At 61.3% G+C, this 18,639-nt stretch carries 17 protein-coding genes and 3 pseudogenes; 9 read left to right on the plus strand and 11 right to left on the minus strand.

Annotation, left to right across the window (positions count from 1 at the left end):
* The first annotated feature begins 26 nt into the window (after positions 1–26).
* From O9Z70_RS04995 to O9Z70_RS16260, 3 genes are all read left to right on the plus strand, one after another.
* Complete coding sequence (locus O9Z70_RS04995; RefSeq protein WP_286021389.1) at positions 27–1,361, plus strand: class-II fumarase/aspartase family protein; 1,335 nt, start codon at positions 27–29, stop codon at positions 1,359–1,361.
* A gap of 54 nt (positions 1,362–1,415) precedes the next feature.
* Entirely contained in the window at positions 1,416–2,387 is a 972-nt protein-coding gene (locus O9Z70_RS05000; RefSeq protein WP_286021390.1) for a LysR family transcriptional regulator, read from the plus strand.
* A gap of 552 nt (positions 2,388–2,939) precedes the next feature.
* Positions 2,940–3,137 carry a hypothetical protein gene (locus O9Z70_RS16260; RefSeq protein ID WP_353057814.1) on the plus strand — a complete coding sequence of 66 codons (198 nt, stop codon included), beginning with the start codon at positions 2,940–2,942 and terminating at the stop codon, positions 3,135–3,137.
* 276 nt (positions 3,138–3,413) lie between these two features.
* Here O9Z70_RS16260 and O9Z70_RS05010 read toward each other — a convergent pair whose 3' ends face one another.
* From O9Z70_RS05010 to O9Z70_RS05020, 3 genes are read right to left on the minus strand one after another with little or no spacing between them, the layout of a single operon-like run.
* Positions 3,414–4,301: an N-acetylneuraminate lyase gene (locus O9Z70_RS05010; RefSeq protein ID WP_286021391.1), complete on the minus strand. Its 888-nt coding sequence runs from the start codon at positions 4,299–4,301 to the stop codon at positions 3,414–3,416.
* A 21-nt stretch (positions 4,302–4,322) separates the two neighbouring features.
* Positions 4,323–5,054, minus strand: a complete 732-nt coding sequence (nanR, locus tag O9Z70_RS05015; protein ID WP_286021392.1) for a transcriptional regulator NanR — start codon at positions 5,052–5,054, stop codon at positions 4,323–4,325.
* Between the two features lie 18 nt (positions 5,055–5,072).
* On the minus strand, positions 5,073–5,885 hold the full coding sequence (locus tag O9Z70_RS05020) for an SDR family oxidoreductase (RefSeq protein ID WP_286021393.1): 813 nt from the start codon (positions 5,883–5,885) through the stop codon (positions 5,073–5,075).
* 167 nt (positions 5,886–6,052) lie between these two features.
* Here O9Z70_RS05020 and O9Z70_RS05025 point away from each other — a divergent pair, with 167 nt between their 5' ends.
* The 6 genes from O9Z70_RS05025 to O9Z70_RS05050 all read left to right on the plus strand — a co-directional run bounded on the left by O9Z70_RS05025 (position 6,053) and on the right by O9Z70_RS05050 (position 11,255).
* The gene (locus tag O9Z70_RS05025; RefSeq protein ID WP_286021394.1) at positions 6,053–7,048 is read left to right on the plus strand and encodes an ABC transporter substrate-binding protein; all 996 of its coding nucleotides are present in this window, start codon (positions 6,053–6,055) and stop codon (positions 7,046–7,048) included.
* Positions 7,049–7,132: 84 nt separating this feature from the next.
* The gene (locus O9Z70_RS05030) at positions 7,133–7,948 is read left to right on the plus strand and encodes an ABC transporter permease (protein ID WP_286021395.1); all 816 of its coding nucleotides are present in this window, start codon (positions 7,133–7,135) and stop codon (positions 7,946–7,948) included.
* Positions 7,945–8,772 carry an ABC transporter permease gene (locus O9Z70_RS05035; RefSeq protein ID WP_286021396.1) on the plus strand — a complete coding sequence of 276 codons (828 nt, stop codon included), beginning with the start codon at positions 7,945–7,947 and terminating at the stop codon, positions 8,770–8,772. Before O9Z70_RS05030 ends, O9Z70_RS05035 begins: the two co-directional genes overlap by 4 nt.
* A gap of 49 nt (positions 8,773–8,821) precedes the next feature.
* Positions 8,822–9,589 carry an ABC transporter ATP-binding protein gene (locus O9Z70_RS05040; RefSeq protein WP_286021397.1) on the plus strand — a complete coding sequence of 256 codons (768 nt, stop codon included), beginning with the start codon at positions 8,822–8,824 and terminating at the stop codon, positions 9,587–9,589.
* 29 nt (positions 9,590–9,618) lie between these two features.
* A complete protein-coding gene (locus O9Z70_RS05045; protein ID WP_286021398.1) occupies positions 9,619–10,419 on the plus strand; it encodes an HpcH/HpaI aldolase family protein in 801 nt (266 codons plus the stop codon).
* 83 nt (positions 10,420–10,502) lie between these two features.
* Positions 10,503–11,255 (plus strand): HpcH/HpaI aldolase family protein, encoded by a 753-nt coding sequence (locus O9Z70_RS05050; protein WP_286021399.1) that lies wholly within the window; start codon positions 10,503–10,505, stop codon positions 11,253–11,255.
* A 278-nt stretch (positions 11,256–11,533) separates the two neighbouring features.
* Here the strand turns inward: O9Z70_RS05050 and O9Z70_RS16315 are convergent.
* The 8 genes and pseudogenes from O9Z70_RS16315 to istA form a co-directional block, all read right to left on the minus strand.
* Positions 11,534–11,629, minus strand: a pseudogene (locus O9Z70_RS16315) (transposase); the annotation flags it as partial.
* 67 nt (positions 11,630–11,696) lie between these two features.
* A pseudogene (locus tag O9Z70_RS05060) lies at positions 11,697–11,994 on the minus strand (transposase); the annotation flags it as partial.
* A gap of 657 nt (positions 11,995–12,651) precedes the next feature.
* A complete protein-coding gene (locus O9Z70_RS05065) occupies positions 12,652–13,062 on the minus strand; it encodes a hypothetical protein (RefSeq protein ID WP_286021402.1) in 411 nt (136 codons plus the stop codon).
* Positions 13,059–14,582, minus strand: coding sequence for an FAD-dependent oxidoreductase (locus tag O9Z70_RS05070; RefSeq protein ID WP_286021403.1), 1,524 nt, complete (start codon positions 14,580–14,582; stop codon positions 13,059–13,061). The genes O9Z70_RS05065 and O9Z70_RS05070 overlap by 4 nt, the downstream gene beginning before the upstream one ends.
* Before the next feature lie 59 nt (positions 14,583–14,641).
* Positions 14,642–15,355, minus strand: coding sequence for an RNA polymerase sigma factor (locus O9Z70_RS05075; RefSeq protein WP_286021404.1), 714 nt, complete (start codon positions 15,353–15,355; stop codon positions 14,642–14,644).
* 125 nt (positions 15,356–15,480) lie between these two features.
* Positions 15,481–16,182 (minus strand): GTP cyclohydrolase I, encoded by a 702-nt coding sequence (gene folE, locus O9Z70_RS05080; protein ID WP_286021405.1) that lies wholly within the window; start codon positions 16,180–16,182, stop codon positions 15,481–15,483.
* A 124-nt stretch (positions 16,183–16,306) separates the two neighbouring features.
* On the minus strand, positions 16,307–17,035 hold the full coding sequence (gene istB / locus O9Z70_RS05085) for an IS21-like element helper ATPase IstB (RefSeq protein ID WP_286021957.1): 729 nt from the start codon (positions 17,033–17,035) through the stop codon (positions 16,307–16,309).
* Positions 17,035–18,537: pseudogene (gene istA / locus O9Z70_RS05090) on the minus strand (IS21 family transposase). The gene istB and the pseudogene istA overlap by 1 nt, the downstream one beginning before the upstream one ends.
* Between the last annotated feature and the right edge of the window lie 102 nt (positions 18,538–18,639).

Consider the following 18,639-nt stretch of genomic DNA (forward strand, 5'->3'; position numbering starts at 1 on the left):
CCACCTCCCTATCGGAATACAATCGCATGTTTCCTATGTTCCAATCCCACTTTACGCGGCACTGGTTCTCCTCCCAGGCGCTGGAGCAATGGGCCGATACGTCAACGCTTCAGGCTTGGCTCGACACAGAAGTGGCGCTGGCGTCGGCGCAGGCCGATCTCGGGCTCATCCCAAGGTCGGCTGCCACGCGTATCGAGGAAATGGGAAAGGCGGAGCTGTTCGATCTGGACCATCTTTCGGCCGGTATCGCGAGCACGATGCACCCCCTCGTTCCTGTGTTGCGCGAATTCGAAAAGCTTTGCGGCGAGGACGCCGCGGGCTTTATTCACTGGGGCGTCACGACGCAGAATATATTCGAGACCGGCGCGGTGCTGCAGCTCAGGCGCAGCCATGAATTACTGCTGACCGAGCTAGACCGCGCGCTGGCCGCTTTGGCGACGCTTGCGCAGGATAACAGTGAGGTCTTGCAGGCTGGCCGCACTCATGGCCAGCATGCATTGCCGATTACCTTTGGCTTCAAAGTCGCAGGCTGGCATGCCGAGTTGCGCCGCGAGCGCGCACTGTTGGCAGCGGCCGGCCAAGACGCATTGGTGGTCCGGCTGGGTGGCGCCGTGGGGACATTCGCCGCCATGGGCGGCAAGGGACGCGCTGTTCAGGATCGCGTTGCGGACCTGTTGGGGCTGGGAAGCGAGGAAGTGCCGGTTCGCACAGCCTTTGATCGCTTCGCCCACTACATATCGATCCTGGGCCTGATGGCCGGCACCGCGCAAAAGATTGCGCAGGAAGTGGTGTTCCTGCAGCGGACCGAAATCGGCGAAGTGGAAGAGGCCTTCCACATGGGCAAGGTGGGCAGTTCGACGATGGCGCAGAAGCGTAATCCGTCACGGTCGCAGAATATTATCGGACTCTGCCGCTTGCTGCGGTCGCGTGTTCCCTTGGCGCAGGAATCCATGGTGCGCGAAAATGAAGGCGACGCCTCGGCCAGCAATGTTGCCGATGTGCTGGTTCCTGAAACGTCGGTCCTGGGCTGCTCGATTGCCGGCAACCTTGCCCAGCTCGTCGAGGGCCTTGTGGTTTACCCTGCAGCCATGGCGCGCAACCTGGAGCTGTCCGGAGGCATGATACTGTCCGAGGCGGTGATGATGCAACTCGCCGACACGCTGGGACGCCACCACGCCCATGAAGTTCTCTATGAAGCGGCCATGCGCACGGTTGAAGAGGGTGGTAGCTTCTCTGAAGCTATCCTGCAGCATGAAAAGGTGGCAGCCGCCTCCGAAACGTTGGACTTGGATCGGCTGCTTGCCCCCGCCTATTATGTCGGTGAGGCTGCGGCATGCGCCGACGAAGAAAGCGCTCGCTAGCTATTTGCAGGTCTTCCGCATAGAGGATGGCCGGAACGTGTATTCGGAGCGTCCATGGGGCAGGAAAAATCTGGGAGCGATGGTAGTCCGAAGCGCGCCACATGGACTGGCGGCTGGGCGACACTGCGTGACTTCGAAATTCTGCACGCGGCGATCGAAACCGGCAAGACAACCTTGGCAGCTGAACGCCTTGGTATCAGCCAGCCGGCGGTCAGCCGAGCGATAGCGCAACTGGAAGCGCGCGCTGGGCGACCGCTGTTCAGCCGGGAGGGGGCCGGGCTGTCCCCGACGGCCGATGCGCTTGCCATCTATGCCGAGATCAACACGATACAAAAATCGCTGGAGCGCATTGAGAAATTCAGCGCAGGCGCCGACACCGATGCCCGTCTTCGGATTGCCGCGCCGCCGTCTGTTGCACAGGGCATCATTGATGAGATTACAGCCAAATTCATGCTCCAGAATCCGGCTGTTCGGGTAACCGTTGATGTCGTGACGACGCCTCAAGTGCTCGAACATATCGCCGATGGCCGTTCCGACGTCGGTATCGCCGACTTGCCCGATAGCGATCTGCCTTTGCAGGTAAGGCGCATGCCTTATCGGCAGTCACGCTATATCTGTGCGCTCCCCGAGGGTCACGCGCTGGCCGGCAAGGCTGTGATCACTGCCGCAGATCTGGACGGTGTGCCAATGATCGGCCTGGTTCGTCGCAATGCGGCTCGCGCCATGATCGACCGTTCGCTAAGCCGTCAGGGCAGCACGCCGAATGTTGTGGTGGAGACCTCGGCCGCCATATCTGGCCTAACCTTTGTAGCGCAGGGTATCGGCGTTCTGATCTTCAATCCATTCCCGGTGGCGCTAGTGCCCCATAAGGGGATCGTGCTTCGGCCATTCGAGCCGCCAATTCACGGTCGCCTGGACATCTTTCTCTCCCAAGGCGACCGTCTAAATCCGTTGGCCTTACGCTATGTCGAGTTCATCAAGGCCAATCAGCCTGCCGATGATGAATATTCCTGGCGCGCCAAATAACAATTTCCGCGCTATGTGCACATCCTGAAAGTATCTAACGAATTACTTTTTCCGGAGCATGTCGTATTTTAGATCGTGGAATAGAGAGGCGGGCGACGTCCCTCGCGAGGAAGCCCAGGCCGGCGGAGTGCCTCGCGGTGGGGACGGCATCGCGGCATTGGCGCTAATCGTCGGATTCGCCTCGCGGACTGACTGCGTACCGTCAATGCTTCCGAATAGTTGTCGGTCCGCTAGCGGCCCCGAATCTGCCGTTCGTAGAGTAGTAAATGAATGGCAAGTTCCAGGCGGCGGGGAAACCACACGAAACGGCGACAATGGGTCGGCTCCAGCCACTTCTGGCGACCCCGCTTTGAGAATGGCGACAAAGGGGCAGCGAACGAGCCCGCTAGCGCTGGAGGTGGGATGGCGGCTCGGCCCTGAAGTCATTGTCTGATTGAGCGTCGCCACGTTCGGGCGTTCCTTTTTGGCTCTTTTAACCCAGGAGCTAAGTAGTGACCACGATCCATTTCCGCTACCCCTATCAGCCCGCTGCGCCAGAAGCTTATCGACGACATGAACATGCGCCATTTCTCGATGGCGACCCACCGCAATTACATTCGCGACACTGGGCGCTTCGCCAGTTTCCTGCGTCGACCGCCGGATATAGCGACGACCGAGGGTGCGATGCGGCACAGCTTTACCACTCATCTTCTGGAAGACGGCGTCGATGTCCGTGTCATCCAGGTGCTGCTCGGAGCACAGCAAGTTTGAGACCACGGCGCTCTATACCAGGGTGGCCACGCGCACGGTGCGGCCCGTCATCAGCCCGCTCGCCAAGCTGGGTATCTTCGTCCGGCGGAGGCGCCACCCCGACCCGTGAGCGGTGCGCGACGCTATTGAGGTCGCCGATATCTTTCGTACTATTGGTCTTGCCGCTGATTCATTTGTCACCATCGAGTTCAGTCGTGCGGCTCCGCCGGCCCTTGAACCGTACCGGTAGAAAATACTGAAGCAGATCGGCTGCGCCCACTGGGCGCAGCCGTTCGTTTAGTCGGTTATTGACGCCAGCAGCTCGACGCAGCCTTCCAGCTTTTTCCAATCCTCAGCCGTCAGCGACTTGAAGGGCGCCCGGCATGCGCCGCAGTCAAAACCCAACAGCTTGAGAATGCCCTTGGTTCCTGGGAACACGCCAACCTCGATCAGCACGTCGATAATGCGGTTTGCTCGGACTTGAAGCTGCTGGGCCCGCGCATGGTCACTGCGCGCATGGGCGGCGCGCAGCGCGACGAACAGCCCACCCATAAAGTTGAACGTCGTGCCGATGGCGCCATCTGCACCCATGCTGAGACCGGCCAGACACACTTCATCGAAACCGTTGTAAATAATGGCATCAGGCTTGGCGCGCTTGAAACGTTCCAGCTGGAACAGGTCCTGTGAGGTGTGCTTGACGCCCACGATCCGCGGGTGGTCGAGTAGCTCCAGAATGTCGTCGGCGGTGAGGCGACCGCTGCGACCGGCAAAGTTATAGACGATGAACGGCAGATCAACGGCGTCGACGAGTGCGCGGTAATGCGCCAACAGCTCCTCTCGCGAGAAGTCGAAATAGAAAGGCGGAATTGCCGAGAACGCTTGGTAGCCGGCGTCCTTGGCCACCTGTCCAAGTTTGATGCAGTCTGCGGTGGCAATAGCGCCGACATGGGCGATGAGCTTGCTACGACCGGCATTGGCTTTGGCCACCTGCCCCAAAAAGGCGCAGCGCTCGTCTACAGACTGCAGGAAAGCCTCGCCGGTCGAGCCACCGACATAGAAGCCGTCAATACCCTGAGCGATTTCGAAGTTCAGCAATGGGCCCAGCATGGCGTCGTTGATGGCGCCATCGGCGTGGAAAGGGGTGATAAGCGCCGAGTAGATTCCGGCCAGGCTAGCATTGGTCATATTATTTCCGATAAGTGGTATTCAACTACGGCTGTAGTGTTTGTTGGCTTCGTTCAGATGCTGTTCGATGGCATTGGTTGCGGCGATGACGTCGCGAGCGCGTATGGCGGCATAGATGCGCTGGTGATCGGAATAGCTGTCACTGGAGCGGCGCATTAGCGGTCGCTGCAGAATCAGCCACTCAACGATGGCGTCATACATGCCGACGAAGATTGGATTGCCCGACATTTCCACCAGCACCCGGTGAAAGGCCACGTCGGTTCGGCGGAACGCCTCTGGATCGTCCAGGGCCGCAGCGTTGGCGAGCAGCGCCTCACCCAAAGTGTCGAGTTGGGCATCTGTGGCCGTGAGACAGGCATAGCGGACCAACGACAGCTCCAGAAACAGGCGGGCCTGCTCGAAATGCATGGGGCCGTCGGCCTGATCCAGCAGATGGCGGGCCGTGCTGCCCAATTCGTTGAGCAGGTGCTTGGGCGATGGCTCGATGACGCGCGGACGCTCACCGCTGACCAGCCGCACCAGGCCGATGCGCTGCAAGGCATAGAGCGCCTCGCGAATGGAGGGGCGGCCAACGCCGTAGAGCTGCATCAGGTCGCGTTCGGGGGGCAGCGTGTCGCCAGGTGGATAGACGCCATCACGAATCGCCGCCTCCAGCCGCTGCACGACTTCGTCGGACAGCTTGCGCCGCTTGATCGGCTCGCCTGCCGCGGCCTTTGCCCGGGGCTCCCGTCTGTCTGGCTCGTTCTGCGACATCGGTATTCCCCCTTTCAATTACCGGAAGATCGAGAAACCACCGTCGACGACGATGTTCTGACCCGTGATATAGCCAGATGCCGGGCTGGCGAGGAACAGGATAGCGCCCTTGAGGTCTTCGCCATCCTTGCCCATGCGTCCCATCGGGGTCTTGTTCGAATAGGCTCTGACAAAGCCCGGCACCATGTCCGGGCGCTCAAAGCCGCCCGGCGAGATGGCGTTCACCCGCACTCCCATCGGCGCTACATAGGCGGCCATGTCGCGCGTCAGCCCCAGCACGCCCGCCTTGGAGGCGGCATAGTCGACCGGCTGACCCAGCAGGCCATTGGCGTCGTAGTCGCGCCGGTCGCGCCCGATCAGGGCGGCGATCGAGGCGATATTGATGATCGAACCCGAGCCGCGAGCGCGCATGGCCTTGCCGATTTCGCGGCAGCAATAGAGCACACCGTTGAGATTGGTCTGCAGCATGGCGTCGATATCGGCGGGGTCGCGCTCGAACAGTTTGGCGATGCTGCCACCCGAGCCGCCGCCACCATTATTCACCAGCACGTCGATTTCGCCTTTCGACCACTCCAGGGCGCGCTCGGCCATCGCGGCAACCGCTGCGTAGCGCGATTGATCCAGCGCCAGACCCAGCGCTTTGACGCCGAAATCCGCCGCCAGACGCTGGGCTGATTGCTCGGCTTTGCTCGCATCGCGCGAGGTGACGATGACATTGGCGCCAGCTGCTGCCAGCACGCTTGCGGCATCATATCCGAGCTTGGATGCCCCGCCCGTAATGAGCGCGCAGCGTCCCGAGAGATCGAACATGGCTTCAACTTGCTGATGCATTTTGTCGGCTTCCTATCTGACTACAGCCGATTCATATATTGACACGGTCATCCAATCAAGGTGTTATACCAACATACCAAGCAAACATGCTCGGGCGCCTCAGGCGTCGAACGGCAGAGGCGGTTAATGATCAGGCGGCGATTGCCTCCTGCGCAGAGGAGAGATGGATGAAATCGAAGATGATGATTATGAAGCGCGTAGTGCTGGCTGCTCTGGCCACCACCGCGCTAACCGCTGGAGTGGCCGGTCAAGACGAGCAGCGCACCGTGCGTTATGCTTATATTGGCGGCGTCGCTGACGCGATCGTGCCGTTACTGGGTGAGCATGTGGGCATTTACAGCGAGCACAATATCGTGCTCGACAACATTCTGGTTGCTGGCGGCACGGCATCGGCAGCAGCGCTGGTGTCCGATTCTGCCGACGTCACCCACACTTCGGCTGCCACCATTTTCCCGGTCCTGCAGCAGGGCGCTGGGATCCGCTTCCTGATGTATAATTACGACATCGACTACCAACTGATCGTGCAGCCGGAAATCGAATTGCCCAACGCTGCGGCTGGCTACCCACAATCGCTCACCGACCTCAAGGGCCTAACCATCGGCGTCGGTGGGCGTGGCGGCGGCAGCGAGCGCTACGTCAACAAGATGGTTGAGGATGCGGGCTATGCGCCGGAAGAAGTGACCTTTGTGGTTGTGGGTACGGGCGTTAGCGCCGTGGCCGCATTCCAGAATAAGCAGGTTGAGGCTCTGGTGGCCTTGCCGCCGGTGCCGACCTTGCTTGGCGATGACAATTTCAAGGATATGGTGAGCCTCGAAACTACCCAGACGCAGGTCTATAATCCGAACTTCCTGTTCACCACCTTCTCGGCTGGCACCGATTTCCTCGATCGTGATCCCGAGCTGGCACAGGATTTCTGCCGCGCTACGCGGCAGTCCATCGAATATATCCGCGATCCTGCCAATACCGAGCCGGTCAGCGCTTTTTTCGCCGAATATCTCAACCTGCCGATCGAACAGGCCAGCGATATCGTCGAGCGCTACCGCAATAATTTCCGTGCCGAACTGACGCCGGAAATGTGGGAAGGCATGAAGGAATTCTCCGACGAAGTGCCGGAGTGGGCGTCGGCGGTCTACGAGCCCTGCGCCACCATCGCCTCCGAGTAACACCTCCCCGACCGGCCGCCTCCCTCGCGCCGGTCGAAACAGGCGCCCGAGTGTTTCGCTCGGGCGCCCCTCAATGGATAGGCCATGTCTCACATTACCGAAACAGCCCGCCCGCCAGGGCGGCGCTTGAACCCGGCCATCGCCCGCCGTCGCAAACGGCTGGTCGGACAGCTTATCGTCGGCCTGGTCTTTCTTGGAATATGGCAGGTGGTATCGGAACTGCGCTTCGTCGATCCGCTGGTGGCCCGCAGCCCGGCGCAGGTTTGGGCGATACTTGTTGAGATGGTGCGCAGCGGCCTGTTGTGGCCATCGCTCTATTCCACGCTCGAAGCCATCGCCATTACCTTTGTGCTGGCCGGTGGGCTGGGTATCGTGGCCGGGGTTGGGCTGGGACTTTTCCCCAAGGCCGAGGCCCTGCTGGAACCTTATCTAAACGCCATCAATGCCATGCCGCGCATCGCGCTGGCGCCGGTGTTGCTGATCTATTTCGGTATTGATCAGGGTGCCAAGATCGCGCTGGCCACCTCGATCGTGTTCTTCATCGTCATGGTCAATGCCCGCGCCGGCATCCGTACCGTGGACCGGGACTGCCTGGTGATGGCGCGGATGATGGATAGCTCGCGCCTGCAGATGTTCACCAAAATCCTGCTGCCAACGGCGGTGCCATCAATTTTCGCCGGCCTGCGGCTGGCGGTCATCTATTCGTTTCTGGGCGTCATCACCTCAGAAATCCTGTCGTCGCGGCTGGGTCTGGGCCAGTTGATCGCCATGTATGCCGGCATCTTCCGGCTTGAGGGCATGTATGCGGTGGTGCTGATCATGGCGCTGCTGGCCACCATTCTCAACATCGGCATGAACCTGATTGAAAAGCGCTTGTTGCGCTGGAAGGGCGAGCCATGAGCCAGTTTCAATCCCCCGCTCCAGCAGCCGCAGCCGGCCCGGCGCAGCAGGGTCGCGGCTGGGCCGGTGCTTCGGTTCTGATCGGTCAGGTCGTCATCGGCATCGCGCTGCTGCTGTTCTGGCAGCTCGCCTGGACCGGAGGCTGGGTCGACCCCATCATTGCGCGCAGCCCTGAACAAGTATGGTCGGCGCTGCTCATGCTGATCGGCGACGGCACGCTATGGCCGTCCTTCTACGCCACCATGGAAGCGACCCTGATGGCCTTCGTACTCGCGAGCGTTGTGGGCGTGCTGGTCGGCATCGGTTTGGGCCTGTTTCCGCGTGTAGAGGAGTTGTTCGACCCCTATATCAACGCCATCAACACCATGCCTCGCATCGCCTTCGCGCCGGTTTTTACGCTGTATTTCGGGATCGGCCAGGAAGCCAAGATCGCGCTGGCTTTTTCCATCGTGGTTTTCATGGTGATGATCGCGGCGCGGGCCGGCATCCAGAATGTCGACCGGGACGTCGTCACCATGGCGCGTCTCATGGGCACCAGCCGGTCGCAGATGTTCACCAAAATTCTGCTGCCGGCGGCGACGCCTTCCATCTTTGCCGGGCTCAAGCTGGGAGTGGTCTATTCGCTGTTCGGGGTGATCACCTCTGAAATCCTGTCCTCGCGGATCGGACTTGGGCATCTGATTTCCCGTTTTGCCGCCGTTTTCCAGCTGGAAGGCATGTATGCGGTGATCTTGATCATGACAGTCGCTGCGGCCGCACTGAACGGGCTCATGACCGTCATCGAAAGGCGGTTCCTCAAATGGAGTGAATTCGATGACCAATGAACTCCCCACCCCTGATCATTCTCCCATTCCGTTTCCGAAGGCCGTTGAGATGACCCAGACCGCTGCAGCCATCGCCAGCTTGCGCGATGTCAACATGACCTTCGACCTGCCCGATGGCGGTCACACCCAGGCACTCAAAAACGTCACGGTCGAGCTGCGCGCCGGTGAATTGCTGGTGTTTGTCGGGCGCAGCGGCTCGGGCAAAACCACTGCGCTCAATGTGTTGGCCGGCCTGACACGGCCAACCAGCGGCGCGGTCGAGGTGCTGGGCGACGATCCGCGCAATGTGCGCAAGCAGATTGGCTACATGTTTGCCCGCGATGCCCTGCTGCCCTGGCGTTCGGCCGAACGCAATGTGGAATATGGCCTCGAATTGCGAGGCGTTAATGCCGCCGAGCGGCGGCAGCAATCGGGACGCTTCCTCGATATGGTGGGGCTGGGTGCTTATAAGGGCAATTTTCCCAGCCAGCTGTCGCAGGGGCAGCGGCAGCGCGTGGCGCTGGCGCGCACCTGGGTGCTGGCGCCAAAGGTTCTGTTCATGGACGAGCCGTTCGCCGCGCTTGACGCGCAGACGCGCGAATCCCTGCATGGAGAATTTCTCGATGGCTGGCAGAAACAGCAGCAGTCCGTGGTGTTCGTCACTCACGATCTGAGCGAAGCGATCGCCATCGCCGACCGGATCGTGGTCTTCGCCCATGGCGAGATCGTCCGCGAATTTGAGGTTCCCTTTCCTCGACCGCGCGACATGCTCGAACTGCCCAACGACCCGGAGGCCCGCGAGATGATCAAGGAAATCCGTGAACTACTTCACGACTAGCTGCTGCTCCATCAACAGGTTCCAAACACATGCGCTTTGAAAAATTCCCACTCGTCAAAAAACTCGAAGCAGGCCCGGTTTTCGGCATGACGCTCTACACGGGCGTTCCGGCGGCCGTTGAAATGCTCGGAAATTGGGGGCTCGACTTCGCCTTTATCGAAGCCGAACACGCCAATCTCAATGTCGAAGGACCCGATATCGAGCGCATGATCCTGGCGGCCAAATATGCCGGTATCTCGCCGCTGGTCCGCGTCGCCGGCGTGATCGAGTACCACATCCGCAAGGTGCTTGAACTTGGCGCCGAAGGTGTGATCGTGCCGCAGGTACGCACGGCCCAGGAGATGCAGGCTATCGTCGATGCCGCCAAGTTCCCACCCTTCGGCACGCGCGGCGGAGATGGCGCCACGCGCTCGGCCAATTTCAACGGCCCGGGCCTGCATTGGCCCACCTATACCGAAACCTCCAACACCCACACCCTGGTCATCCCGACGGCGGAAAACACTGAATTCTTCGACAATATTGATGAGATTCTGGCGGTAGAGGGCATCGATATCGTCAATTTCGGTCCGCTCGATTATGCCCTGTCGGCTGGCTACGCCGTGGACTACCCGCTCGAAACCAAGGAGCTCCGCGACGCGCTGAAGTTGCTGGTTGATCGGTGCCGGCCCAAGGGCATCAAGATCATGGCGCCTTGCATTCCCATTGAACTCGATCAGGCGCGCCGCATCATCGATCTGGGCATCGATATGCTGATCGTCGGCGTCGACATGGCCTTGGTCAACACCGGCGCCCGACTGGCGCGCGAGCAGATCGTCGATCGTTTCCGCTAAAATTTTTCAGGACGCCAACCATCATGGACATCAAAAAATCCCAGCTCAAGCAGCGCCTCGACAATAACGAGCCAACCTTCGGCATGACGCTTTACACCGGACTGCCCTTCGCTGTCGAAGTGCTGGGCAATTGGGGGTTGGACTTCGCTTTCATCGATACCGAGCACGCCAATTTCCGCCTCGGAGGCCCCGATTTGGAACGCATGATCCTGGCAGCAAAGATCAAGGGCGTGTCGCCGCTGATCCGTGTACCCGGCATCTTGGAGCATGACATCCGCAAGGCCTATGAGATGGGCGCGGATGGAGTCATCACCCCGCAAATCCGCACCGCTGCCGAAATGCGTCAGATCGTGGCTACCTCAAAATTTCCGCCATTCGGCATCCGCGGTGGCGATGGCGCCGTTCGCTCGGCCACCTGGAACGGACCGAAATTGGACTGGCCGACCTATCTGCGCACATCCAACGAGAACACCTTGGTGATACCGACTGCCGAAAACACTGATTTCTTCGACAATATAGATGAAATCCTGGCGGTCGAGGGCATCGATATCGTCAATTTCGGCCCACTAGATTTCGCCATCTCGGCAGGCGTCGACATCGACCCGTCCTTTACCGGCGACACCGTGCTTCCGGCATTGGAATTGTTGATCAAAAAATGCCATGCGCGAAACATCAAGGTCATGTCCACCTGCGTTCCGGCCACCGGAGATCACGCAGAACGTCTGGTGAAGATGGGCGTGGACCTGCTGATCGTGGGCGTGGATCTCGCCCTGATGAATCAGGGGGCCCGCTACGCGCGTGAGGTGATCGTGAACGGGTTGCGCTTACCGGCGTAAAAGAGCGGCGGGAGCTGAGCTCAATTGACAGCATTTGTTGAGCACTTAGATCAGGGCCGACGTTCGGCAGCGTCGGCCCTTGGGGCAGCTCGACCTGCGGGCGTGCCAGGTTCTCCGCGCCAACGCCGGTATGCCGTTTGAACAAGCAGATCATGCCGTTCATGAACGGTCTTCCGGGTTGGTGGTCGCTTTGGCGGCGGAGCCCGCAGCTGGCACCATGCAGCGAAGATCTCGATGATGACCACGGTGCCGTCAAAGCAGGGACTGGGCAAGTCCTTGCGGGCGGAGCCGGCGAGCAGACCATAGTGCCGGATGCGGTGGAAGCCGCACGGCAGGGTGTGGATCAGGAAGCGGCGGATGAACTCGTCGGCGTCCATGACCCGCTGCCGGTCGGCGCCGCCGCGGGATAGTCCTTGTAGCGGGAGGTCAATTCGGATCTGCCGAACCGGAGCAGGCGGCGGTTCGAGATCGCCACGCGATGGGTGTAGCGCGAGAAATAAGCGAGCACCGCTTCTGGCCCGGCAAAGGGTGGCCTGGCAGACCACCCAGCGCTTGCGGACCGCTGCAAGGTGACGGACAAAGTCCGGCGGTCGGCGAGCTCAGCCATCTTGCCGAAGAAGCCGAGCTTTCCAGCACCATGGAGTGCGAGCAGGCGGGTGACGAATAATCGTCGGAACAGCGCGCCCAGCACCCGCACCGGTAGCAGGAAGGCCGGGCGTGATGGGAGCCAGCGACCATCCGCCCGATGCCACCCCGGAGACGCGCAGGCGGGCGCCATAGGCGACCCCGATTGCGGCCTTATACTTGATGCCTGGCGCCGCCTGGAGCAACCGGGCCGCCTCCTCGATGCTGAGTACGTCAGGCAGCTGGCGCTGCTAGCGGTTGATCACCAGGACCCGCGACAAATCCCGCCGCTTCAGCGTCAACTCGAACAGGAACTGCAGCGCCGAGACCGCGCCATGAAGCCGGTTCGTGCATGAGGACGAGAGCAGAACAGCAGCTTGCTGCGCGAAGGGACACGTTGCGCAGCACCTAAGCAAGGCAGGCGACAGTTCGACTCCAGTTCCATTATTGTCTAACGGGACCGGAATCAAACACCGTTAATGCGCGCGTTAAAAACTGATGCAATACAATAGCTTATGAAGCTATTCACCAAAATCGTTCAGTCATCAGGTCCAGAGAATATCGGCCTAGAGAGCCTGCTTTCGAGCCTTTTGACGATTGAGTCAGTGTTCAGCCCCATCGCTATAACCCTCGAAAACAACGAGAAAATCCGGCCGCAGCCGGATCGGGAGAAAGTTTTCACGAGGACAAGTGGCGGAGGGGATGGGCCTGATATCCAACCTTCTCCAGCTATAAGTAAATGTTTTTTAAGATATATTCAGGTCGAGTTGCCTTATTCTGCCATCGACCGGAACAACCGCTCTTCCATGCCGTCCGGCGCCAAGTCCCGGCCTCCCGCTTTGGGTTGCGCGACCTCGACTTCAAGCGCGGCAATCTGCGCATCGCGCGCCGCGAGAGCTGCAGCGACATTCGCAGCCTCGAACCGCTGTGGGATTTGTTGGGGCAGTTCGAGTCCCAGGCAGAGACGGTGAACCAGGATCAATTGCTCGGTGCGCGCCTTGTAACCCCTTGGCATTGAATCCGGGACGAGGCCGCCATCCCCTTCGAGGACCGAAGATCCGATCGCGAACGCTGGCCGCAGCCCGGTTTCGACCAGCGCCCTCAGCATTCCGACCTGGACCGCGCCAAGACGGCCGCCGCCAGCCAGAACCAGCGCGACGGGGGGCTCGGACGGCGCCATCATCCCGCTCCGGCGAGGCGTTGTCCCGCTGCAAGCGCCTCGATATCGCGACCAATCGTGGCGACCGCCAATGTTCGCCCGCCCCGGCGGTAGCTGATACTGGCATCATGCGCCGCGATGTTGCCGTCCACCACGCATTCGTCCCAGGTTTCGGCGTGACCGACGTAGCGGATCGCGGTGTCGTAATGCGCGCTCCAGAAGAACGGCGCGTCGCGGAATGGCATGGATGCGCCCAGCATGTTCTCGGCTGCGACCTGGCCCTGACGTTCGGCCACCACCCAGTGCTCGACCCGCCGTGTTTCGCCATCCGCGCCGCCGGACCAACGCGCAACGTCGCCAGCGGCGTAGATGCCGGGCATCGGCGTTTCCAGGCGCGCGTCAACGAGGATCCCGTGCGCGACGGGCAGGTTTGCCGCCTCGGCCAGCGCGGTGCGCGGGCGAACCCCGGCACCGATGATCACGAGATCGGTCGCAATCCTCTCTCCCGTCTCGAGCGTGACCGCATCGGCGGCAATGGCTCTGATCGAGGTTTGCATATGGAATTTCACGCCATGGTCCTCATGCAGTGCAGCGATGACATCGCCAAGCGCGGGTCCCAGCAGTTTTTCGAGCGGCCGGGCATCGCGCGACACCACATGCACCTCGAGCCCGCGCATCCGCAGAGCCGCCGCCGTTTCAAGCCCAATGAAACCCGACCCCAGGACGACTGCGGATTTCGCTTTCTCAGTCGCAGCAGCGAGCGCACGCCCGTCGGAAAAGCTGCGCAACGTGAAGACATGCGCGAGATCGGCCCCGGGGATTGGCGGGCGAACAGGTTCGGCGCCTGTCGCGATTAACAGCCGATCGAAGGCCAACACCTGCCCGTCGTCTAACACGACCTTGCGCGCCGTGCCGTCGATTGACGCGACCGAAACGCCGAGGCGCAAGTCGATTGTCTTTTCGCGATAGAATGCCTCCGGTTTGAGCGGCATCCATTCGGCAGGAGCATTGCCCGCCAGGTAGTCCTTGGACAGGTTTGGCCTGTCATAGGGCGGGTCTTTATCCGCACTAAGCATGGTCAGCGCCCCCGCATAGCCGCGCCGGCGCAGCATTTCGGCACAGGCGAAGCCAGCTGCCCCGGCGCCGATAATCGCGATGGCCTGCGGCTCACTTGCTCCTGCGACGGCCCGGGCCGCCACCGGCCGAGCCTTCTCGCGTACGCGGATCTGGTCGCCGTCGCGTTCCACTAACCAGCACGACAGCGAATCGAAGGCCGGCACGCCAAGTGCTTCGCCGGTGCGCAGCGAGAAGCAGGCGTGATGCAGGGGACAGCGTACAGTGTCGCCGCTGAGAAGGCCGTCGTCCAACGCGCCGCCATAATGTGTGCACCTGGCATCGACCGCCAGCACCTCGTCGCCGACTAGCGCAAGCACCACGGAGGCCTTGCCCACATGCCCACGCAGCATCTGACGGCCGCCGAAGTCAATCAGATTGATCCCCTTGGTGAGGTCCGGGTCCTTGCCCGTGTCGCGCGGCTCGGCCATGGCATTTCTCCTTGTGTCTCGTTGCATCGGGGAGACGGCAGATGCCGCCCTGCACGCGGTCAATCCTCCCCGCAGAGGCCCTCCGCCCCGGCGCGTGCCATGACATTGGCGACGATGCGGTCGCAGCGCTCACCGGCGAAGCTGAAGGCCTCTTCGATTGCAAAGTCCAACTCCTGCGCAAGGCCCTCGCGCAAGAGGGCCCGGGCCCGAAAATACCGCGTCCGCACCGTGGCTGCGGGAATGTCCAGTACATCGGCCACCTCATCGACGCTCATCTCCTCGATGGCGCGCAGCATGAACACACTGCGGAACGCCTCCGGCAGCAGATCGATGTGCGCCTCGATGAGGACTCGGACCTGCAACCGTTGGACGGATCGCTCCGGCCCACGGTCCGGGGCCTCGGTGAGTGCCGACTGCGTGTCGTTATCGGTCGACCTCATGGCTGCCTCCAAGGGAATGATCTGCGCGCTGTTTCGGCGCAAACGACCAAGCGCTTCGTTCACGGCGATACGGACCAGCCAGGTGGATAATTTGCTTTCGGCGCGAAAACTAGAAAGTGCCCGCCAGGCTCGCATCCAAGCCTCCTGAGCGACGTCTTCGGCTTCGCCGTCGCTCGCGACGATGCCGCGGGCAGTGCGGAACAGGAGCTGGTTATGACGCCGCATGATCGCCTCGAAGGCGGCAGCGTCCCCTTGTGTCGCGAGTCTCGCCAATTCGGCATCCGTGACATCCGAGGAGTACGGAGATCGAATCCGGGCTTCGGCTTGTTGCATTTACACCTCCTGTGCTTTGAACTGCGCTACCGGCTGCGGCGTCATTCTCCAACCGCCGGCTGGACAACGACTGCCGAACGCGCAGGCAGACTTGCGGCACCACTCGGACAGGCTGTTCCCAAGAATCATTGATGTCCCCGGTTACGCAGTTCAAGGAATTCGCGTCGCAACGCATAGTTTTCCAGAAAGGCGCCGCGCATGATCGAACTGGTCATTACCGGCTGTTCATCCTTGACTCCGCGCCAGCGCATGCAAAAGTGATCCGCCTCCATCACGATGGCTAACCCGTCAGGCCGGATGCGCCGTTCCAGTTCGTCGGCGAGCATGATCACGGCCTCTTCCTGGATCTGCGGCCGGCTCATGATCCAGTCACAGAGGCGCGCGAATTTCGACAGCCCGATCAATTCCGCGTCAGTGTTCGGCAGGACGCCGACCCATACTTTTCCCATGATCGGGCACAAATGATGCGAACAGGCGCTGCGAACGGTGATCGGACCGACGATCATCAACTCGTTGAGCCGCGCCACGTTTGGGAAGCTGGTGATCGGTGGTGCTGCGCGATACCGCCCTGCAAACACCTCGTCGATGAACATCTTCGCGACGCGGCGCGCCGTGTCAACGGTGTTGTGATCATTGTCGGTGTCGATCACCAGCGCGTCCAGTACCTTGCGCATCCGATCCTCGACCTCAAGACGCAGCTCGTCCAACTCGCCCTCTTCGATGAAAGCAGCGATATTGTCGTTGGCCCGGAACGTCTGTCCGATCTTGGTGAGCCGCGCCCGGATCCGTTTCGATGTGGAGGTGTCATCAAGGGGATAAGTTGTCAATCGGCGCGGAACATTGACCCCCTATCGGCATCCAATATTGACCCCCTGATGATGATTGTGGGGGCGGGCCGGACGTCGGAGCTGGTCAGGGTTGCGCAGGCGTTCGGCCCGCGAGGCGCGATGGTCAAGCTCTGTTCTTGAAGCGCCAGCTGTCGTTGCCGGTCTCGACGATGTCGCAGTGGTGGGTCAGTCGGTCGAGCAGCGCTGTGGTCATTTTGGCATCGCCGAAGACCGAGGGCCATTCCCCGAAGGTGAGATTGGTGGTGACGATGACCGAGGTCTGCTCATAGAGGCGGCTGACCAGGTGGAAGAGCAGTTGGCCGCCTGACTGGGCGAAGGGCAGATAGCCCAGTTCATCGAGGATGATGAAGTCCTTGCGGCCCATATACTCGGCCAGACGGCCTTGCTTGCCAGCCCGGGTCTCGGTCTCGAGCCTGTTGACCAGATCGACGACGTTGAAGAAGCGGCCCCGCGCACCATTGCGGATACAGGCCCGAGCAATGGCGATGGCCAGATGGGTCTTGCCTGTTCCGGTACCCCCGACCAGCACGATGTTGCGCTGGGTGGTCAGGAAGTTGCCGACGGCCAGGTCGCGCACCAGGGTCTCGTTGATGCCGGTATCATCGAACACGAAGTCATCCACGTCCTTGGCCAAGGGCAGCTTGGCGATGGTCATCTGGTATTTGATGGACCGCGCCTGCTTCTCGGCGATCTCGGAGGTGAGCAGGTCCGAGACGATCCGTTCGGGTTGATGTTCGCGCTTGATGGCTGTGGCGATGATCTCGTCATAGGCGCTCTTCATGCCGTAAAGCTTGAGCGCGTTCATCGTGGCCAGGATCTCGGAGCGTTCCATCATATTGCCCTCCTCAGGCTGTCATAGCGGGAACAATCGGCCGTTGGCTCGATGCGGAGCCGGAGGGCCTGTGGGGTATTGAGGATGGTGACCGGGCTGCGCGGTTCGCGTTGCCGGGCCAGGATATTGAGCACGATATCGGCGGAACAGACCCCCTCGCGCACCGCTTCTGCGCAGGCCGCCTCGACCACGGGCAGACCATCGCTGAGCACGGCGGTGAGGATGCTCACCATCTGCCGGTCGCCATCGTCTGCAGAGCGCAGCCGGCGCCGGATCTTCTCGATGCTGACCGGCAGCACCCAGTTCTTGAACGGAGCGCCATTGCGCCAGGCACCGGGCTTGCGGGCCAGCACCGGCACGTAATGCCAGGGATCGTAGATGGTCTGGTCGCGCCCGAAGGAACGGGCATGCTCACCCACCACGAGGCCATCCTGGCGCAGCTCGATGCGGTCAGCATAGGCCCGGATCTCGACCGGCCGACCGACGCCATGAGCCGCGACCGAGTATCTGTTGTTGTCGAACCGCACCAGGCAGGTCTTGCTGACCGAGGCGGTCACGGCATGGAAGCCGTCGAAGGCGCCGGTATAGGGCACCAGGCTGGGGCGTTCGGCTTCGAACACCTCCCAGATGGTCCGATCGCGGAACTCGGGATGCCGGTGTGCCCGGGCATAGGCAATGGTCTTGTCCAGCAGCCAGGCATTGAGCTCGTCATAGCTCCGGAACCGCAGACGCGGCGTGAAGAAGCGTTCCCGCACCAGGCCGACCTGGTTCTCGACCTGACCCTTCTCCCAACCGGAGGCCGGCGTGCAAGCGACGGGGTCAACCAGATGATGGCCGCACATCTGCAGGAAGCGCCGATTATAGGCCCGCTCCTTGCCCACGAAGATGGTCTCGACCGCCGTCTTCATGTTGTCGTAGATGCCGCGCGTGCAGGCACCCTTGAAGAAGGCAAACGCCCGGTCGTGGGCGTCGAACACCATCTCCTGGGTCTCGCGCGGATAGGCCCGAACGAACATCATCCGGCTATGGCAAAGCCGCACATGGGCAACCTTGACCGTCACCGTCGTGCCGTTGAGCAGCACGATCTCGTGGCTCTAGTCGAACTGGTAGGCTTCTCCGGGCGCAAAACTCAGCGGCACAAACGCCGAGGCCACACTGGCCGAGCGATCCCGGCTCCAGCTCCGGGCATAGCGCCGGACCGCATCATAGCTCCCCTCGTAACCGAGGCCCGCCAGTTCCTCGAAGACCCGGATCAGCGTCAGCCGCTCGCGTGCCGCCTTCCCTTCGTTGGCCAGCAGCAGCCGGTCCAGCTCAGCCTGCCACGGGCCGATCCGCGGCAGCGGCTGCTTCTCACGTTCATAGGAAAAGCTCGTCTCGCCCGACCGGATGATCTTGCGCACTGTGTTACGCGCAACATGCAGTTCCCGCTCGATCTGCTTGATGGACTTGCCTTGCACAAAATATGCCCGACGAACCCGTGCAATCGTATCCACGCCCTTCATCCCCCAACCGCCCGTCAAATCCAAAACAGGCAGTCTGATCAACAAATCCAGGGGGTCAAAATTAGATGCCGATTACCCCCATAACGGGGTCAATTTTGCACG

Source organism: Devosia sp. YIM 151766, from assembly GCF_030285925.1.
In the GTDB taxonomy this organism is placed as follows: Bacteria; Pseudomonadota; Alphaproteobacteria; order Rhizobiales; family Devosiaceae; genus Devosia.

Coding starts and splice junctions, on each gene's coding strand:
- O9Z70_RS05020 (WP_286021393.1), bottom strand. CDS start 5,885: ATGCATCAGCAAGTTGAAGCCATGTTCGATCTCTCGGGACGCTGCGCG.
- O9Z70_RS05030 (WP_286021395.1), top strand. CDS start 7,133: ATGTCTCACATTACCGAAACAGCCCGCCCGCCAGGGCGGCGCTTGAAC.
- O9Z70_RS05075 (WP_286021404.1), bottom strand. CDS start 15,355: ATGCAACAAGCCGAAGCCCGGATTCGATCTCCGTACTCCTCGGATGTC.
- O9Z70_RS04995 (WP_286021389.1), top strand. CDS start 27: ATGTTTCCTATGTTCCAATCCCACTTTACGCGGCACTGGTTCTCCTCC.
- O9Z70_RS05050 (WP_286021399.1), top strand. CDS start 10,503: ATGACGCTTTACACCGGACTGCCCTTCGCTGTCGAAGTGCTGGGCAAT.
- O9Z70_RS16260 (WP_353057814.1), top strand. CDS start 2,940: ATGAACATGCGCCATTTCTCGATGGCGACCCACCGCAATTACATTCGC.
- O9Z70_RS05065 (WP_286021402.1), bottom strand. CDS start 13,062: ATGATGGCGCCGTCCGAGCCCCCCGTCGCGCTGGTTCTGGCTGGCGGC.
- nanR (WP_286021392.1), bottom strand. CDS start 5,054: ATGTCGCAGAACGAGCCAGACAGACGGGAGCCCCGGGCAAAGGCCGCG.
- O9Z70_RS05070 (WP_286021403.1), bottom strand. CDS start 14,582: ATGGCCGAGCCGCGCGACACGGGCAAGGACCCGGACCTCACCAAGGGG.
- O9Z70_RS05000 (WP_286021390.1), top strand. CDS start 1,416: ATGGGGCAGGAAAAATCTGGGAGCGATGGTAGTCCGAAGCGCGCCACA.
- istB (WP_286021957.1), bottom strand. CDS start 17,035: ATGGAACGCTCCGAGATCCTGGCCACGATGAACGCGCTCAAGCTTTAC.
- O9Z70_RS05010 (WP_286021391.1), bottom strand. CDS start 4,301: ATGACCAATGCTAGCCTGGCCGGAATCTACTCGGCGCTTATCACCCCT.
- O9Z70_RS05035 (WP_286021396.1), top strand. CDS start 7,945: ATGAGCCAGTTTCAATCCCCCGCTCCAGCAGCCGCAGCCGGCCCGGCG.
- O9Z70_RS05040 (WP_286021397.1), top strand. CDS start 8,822: ATGACCCAGACCGCTGCAGCCATCGCCAGCTTGCGCGATGTCAACATG.
- O9Z70_RS05045 (WP_286021398.1), top strand. CDS start 9,619: ATGCGCTTTGAAAAATTCCCACTCGTCAAAAAACTCGAAGCAGGCCCG.
- O9Z70_RS05025 (WP_286021394.1), top strand. CDS start 6,053: ATGAAATCGAAGATGATGATTATGAAGCGCGTAGTGCTGGCTGCTCTG.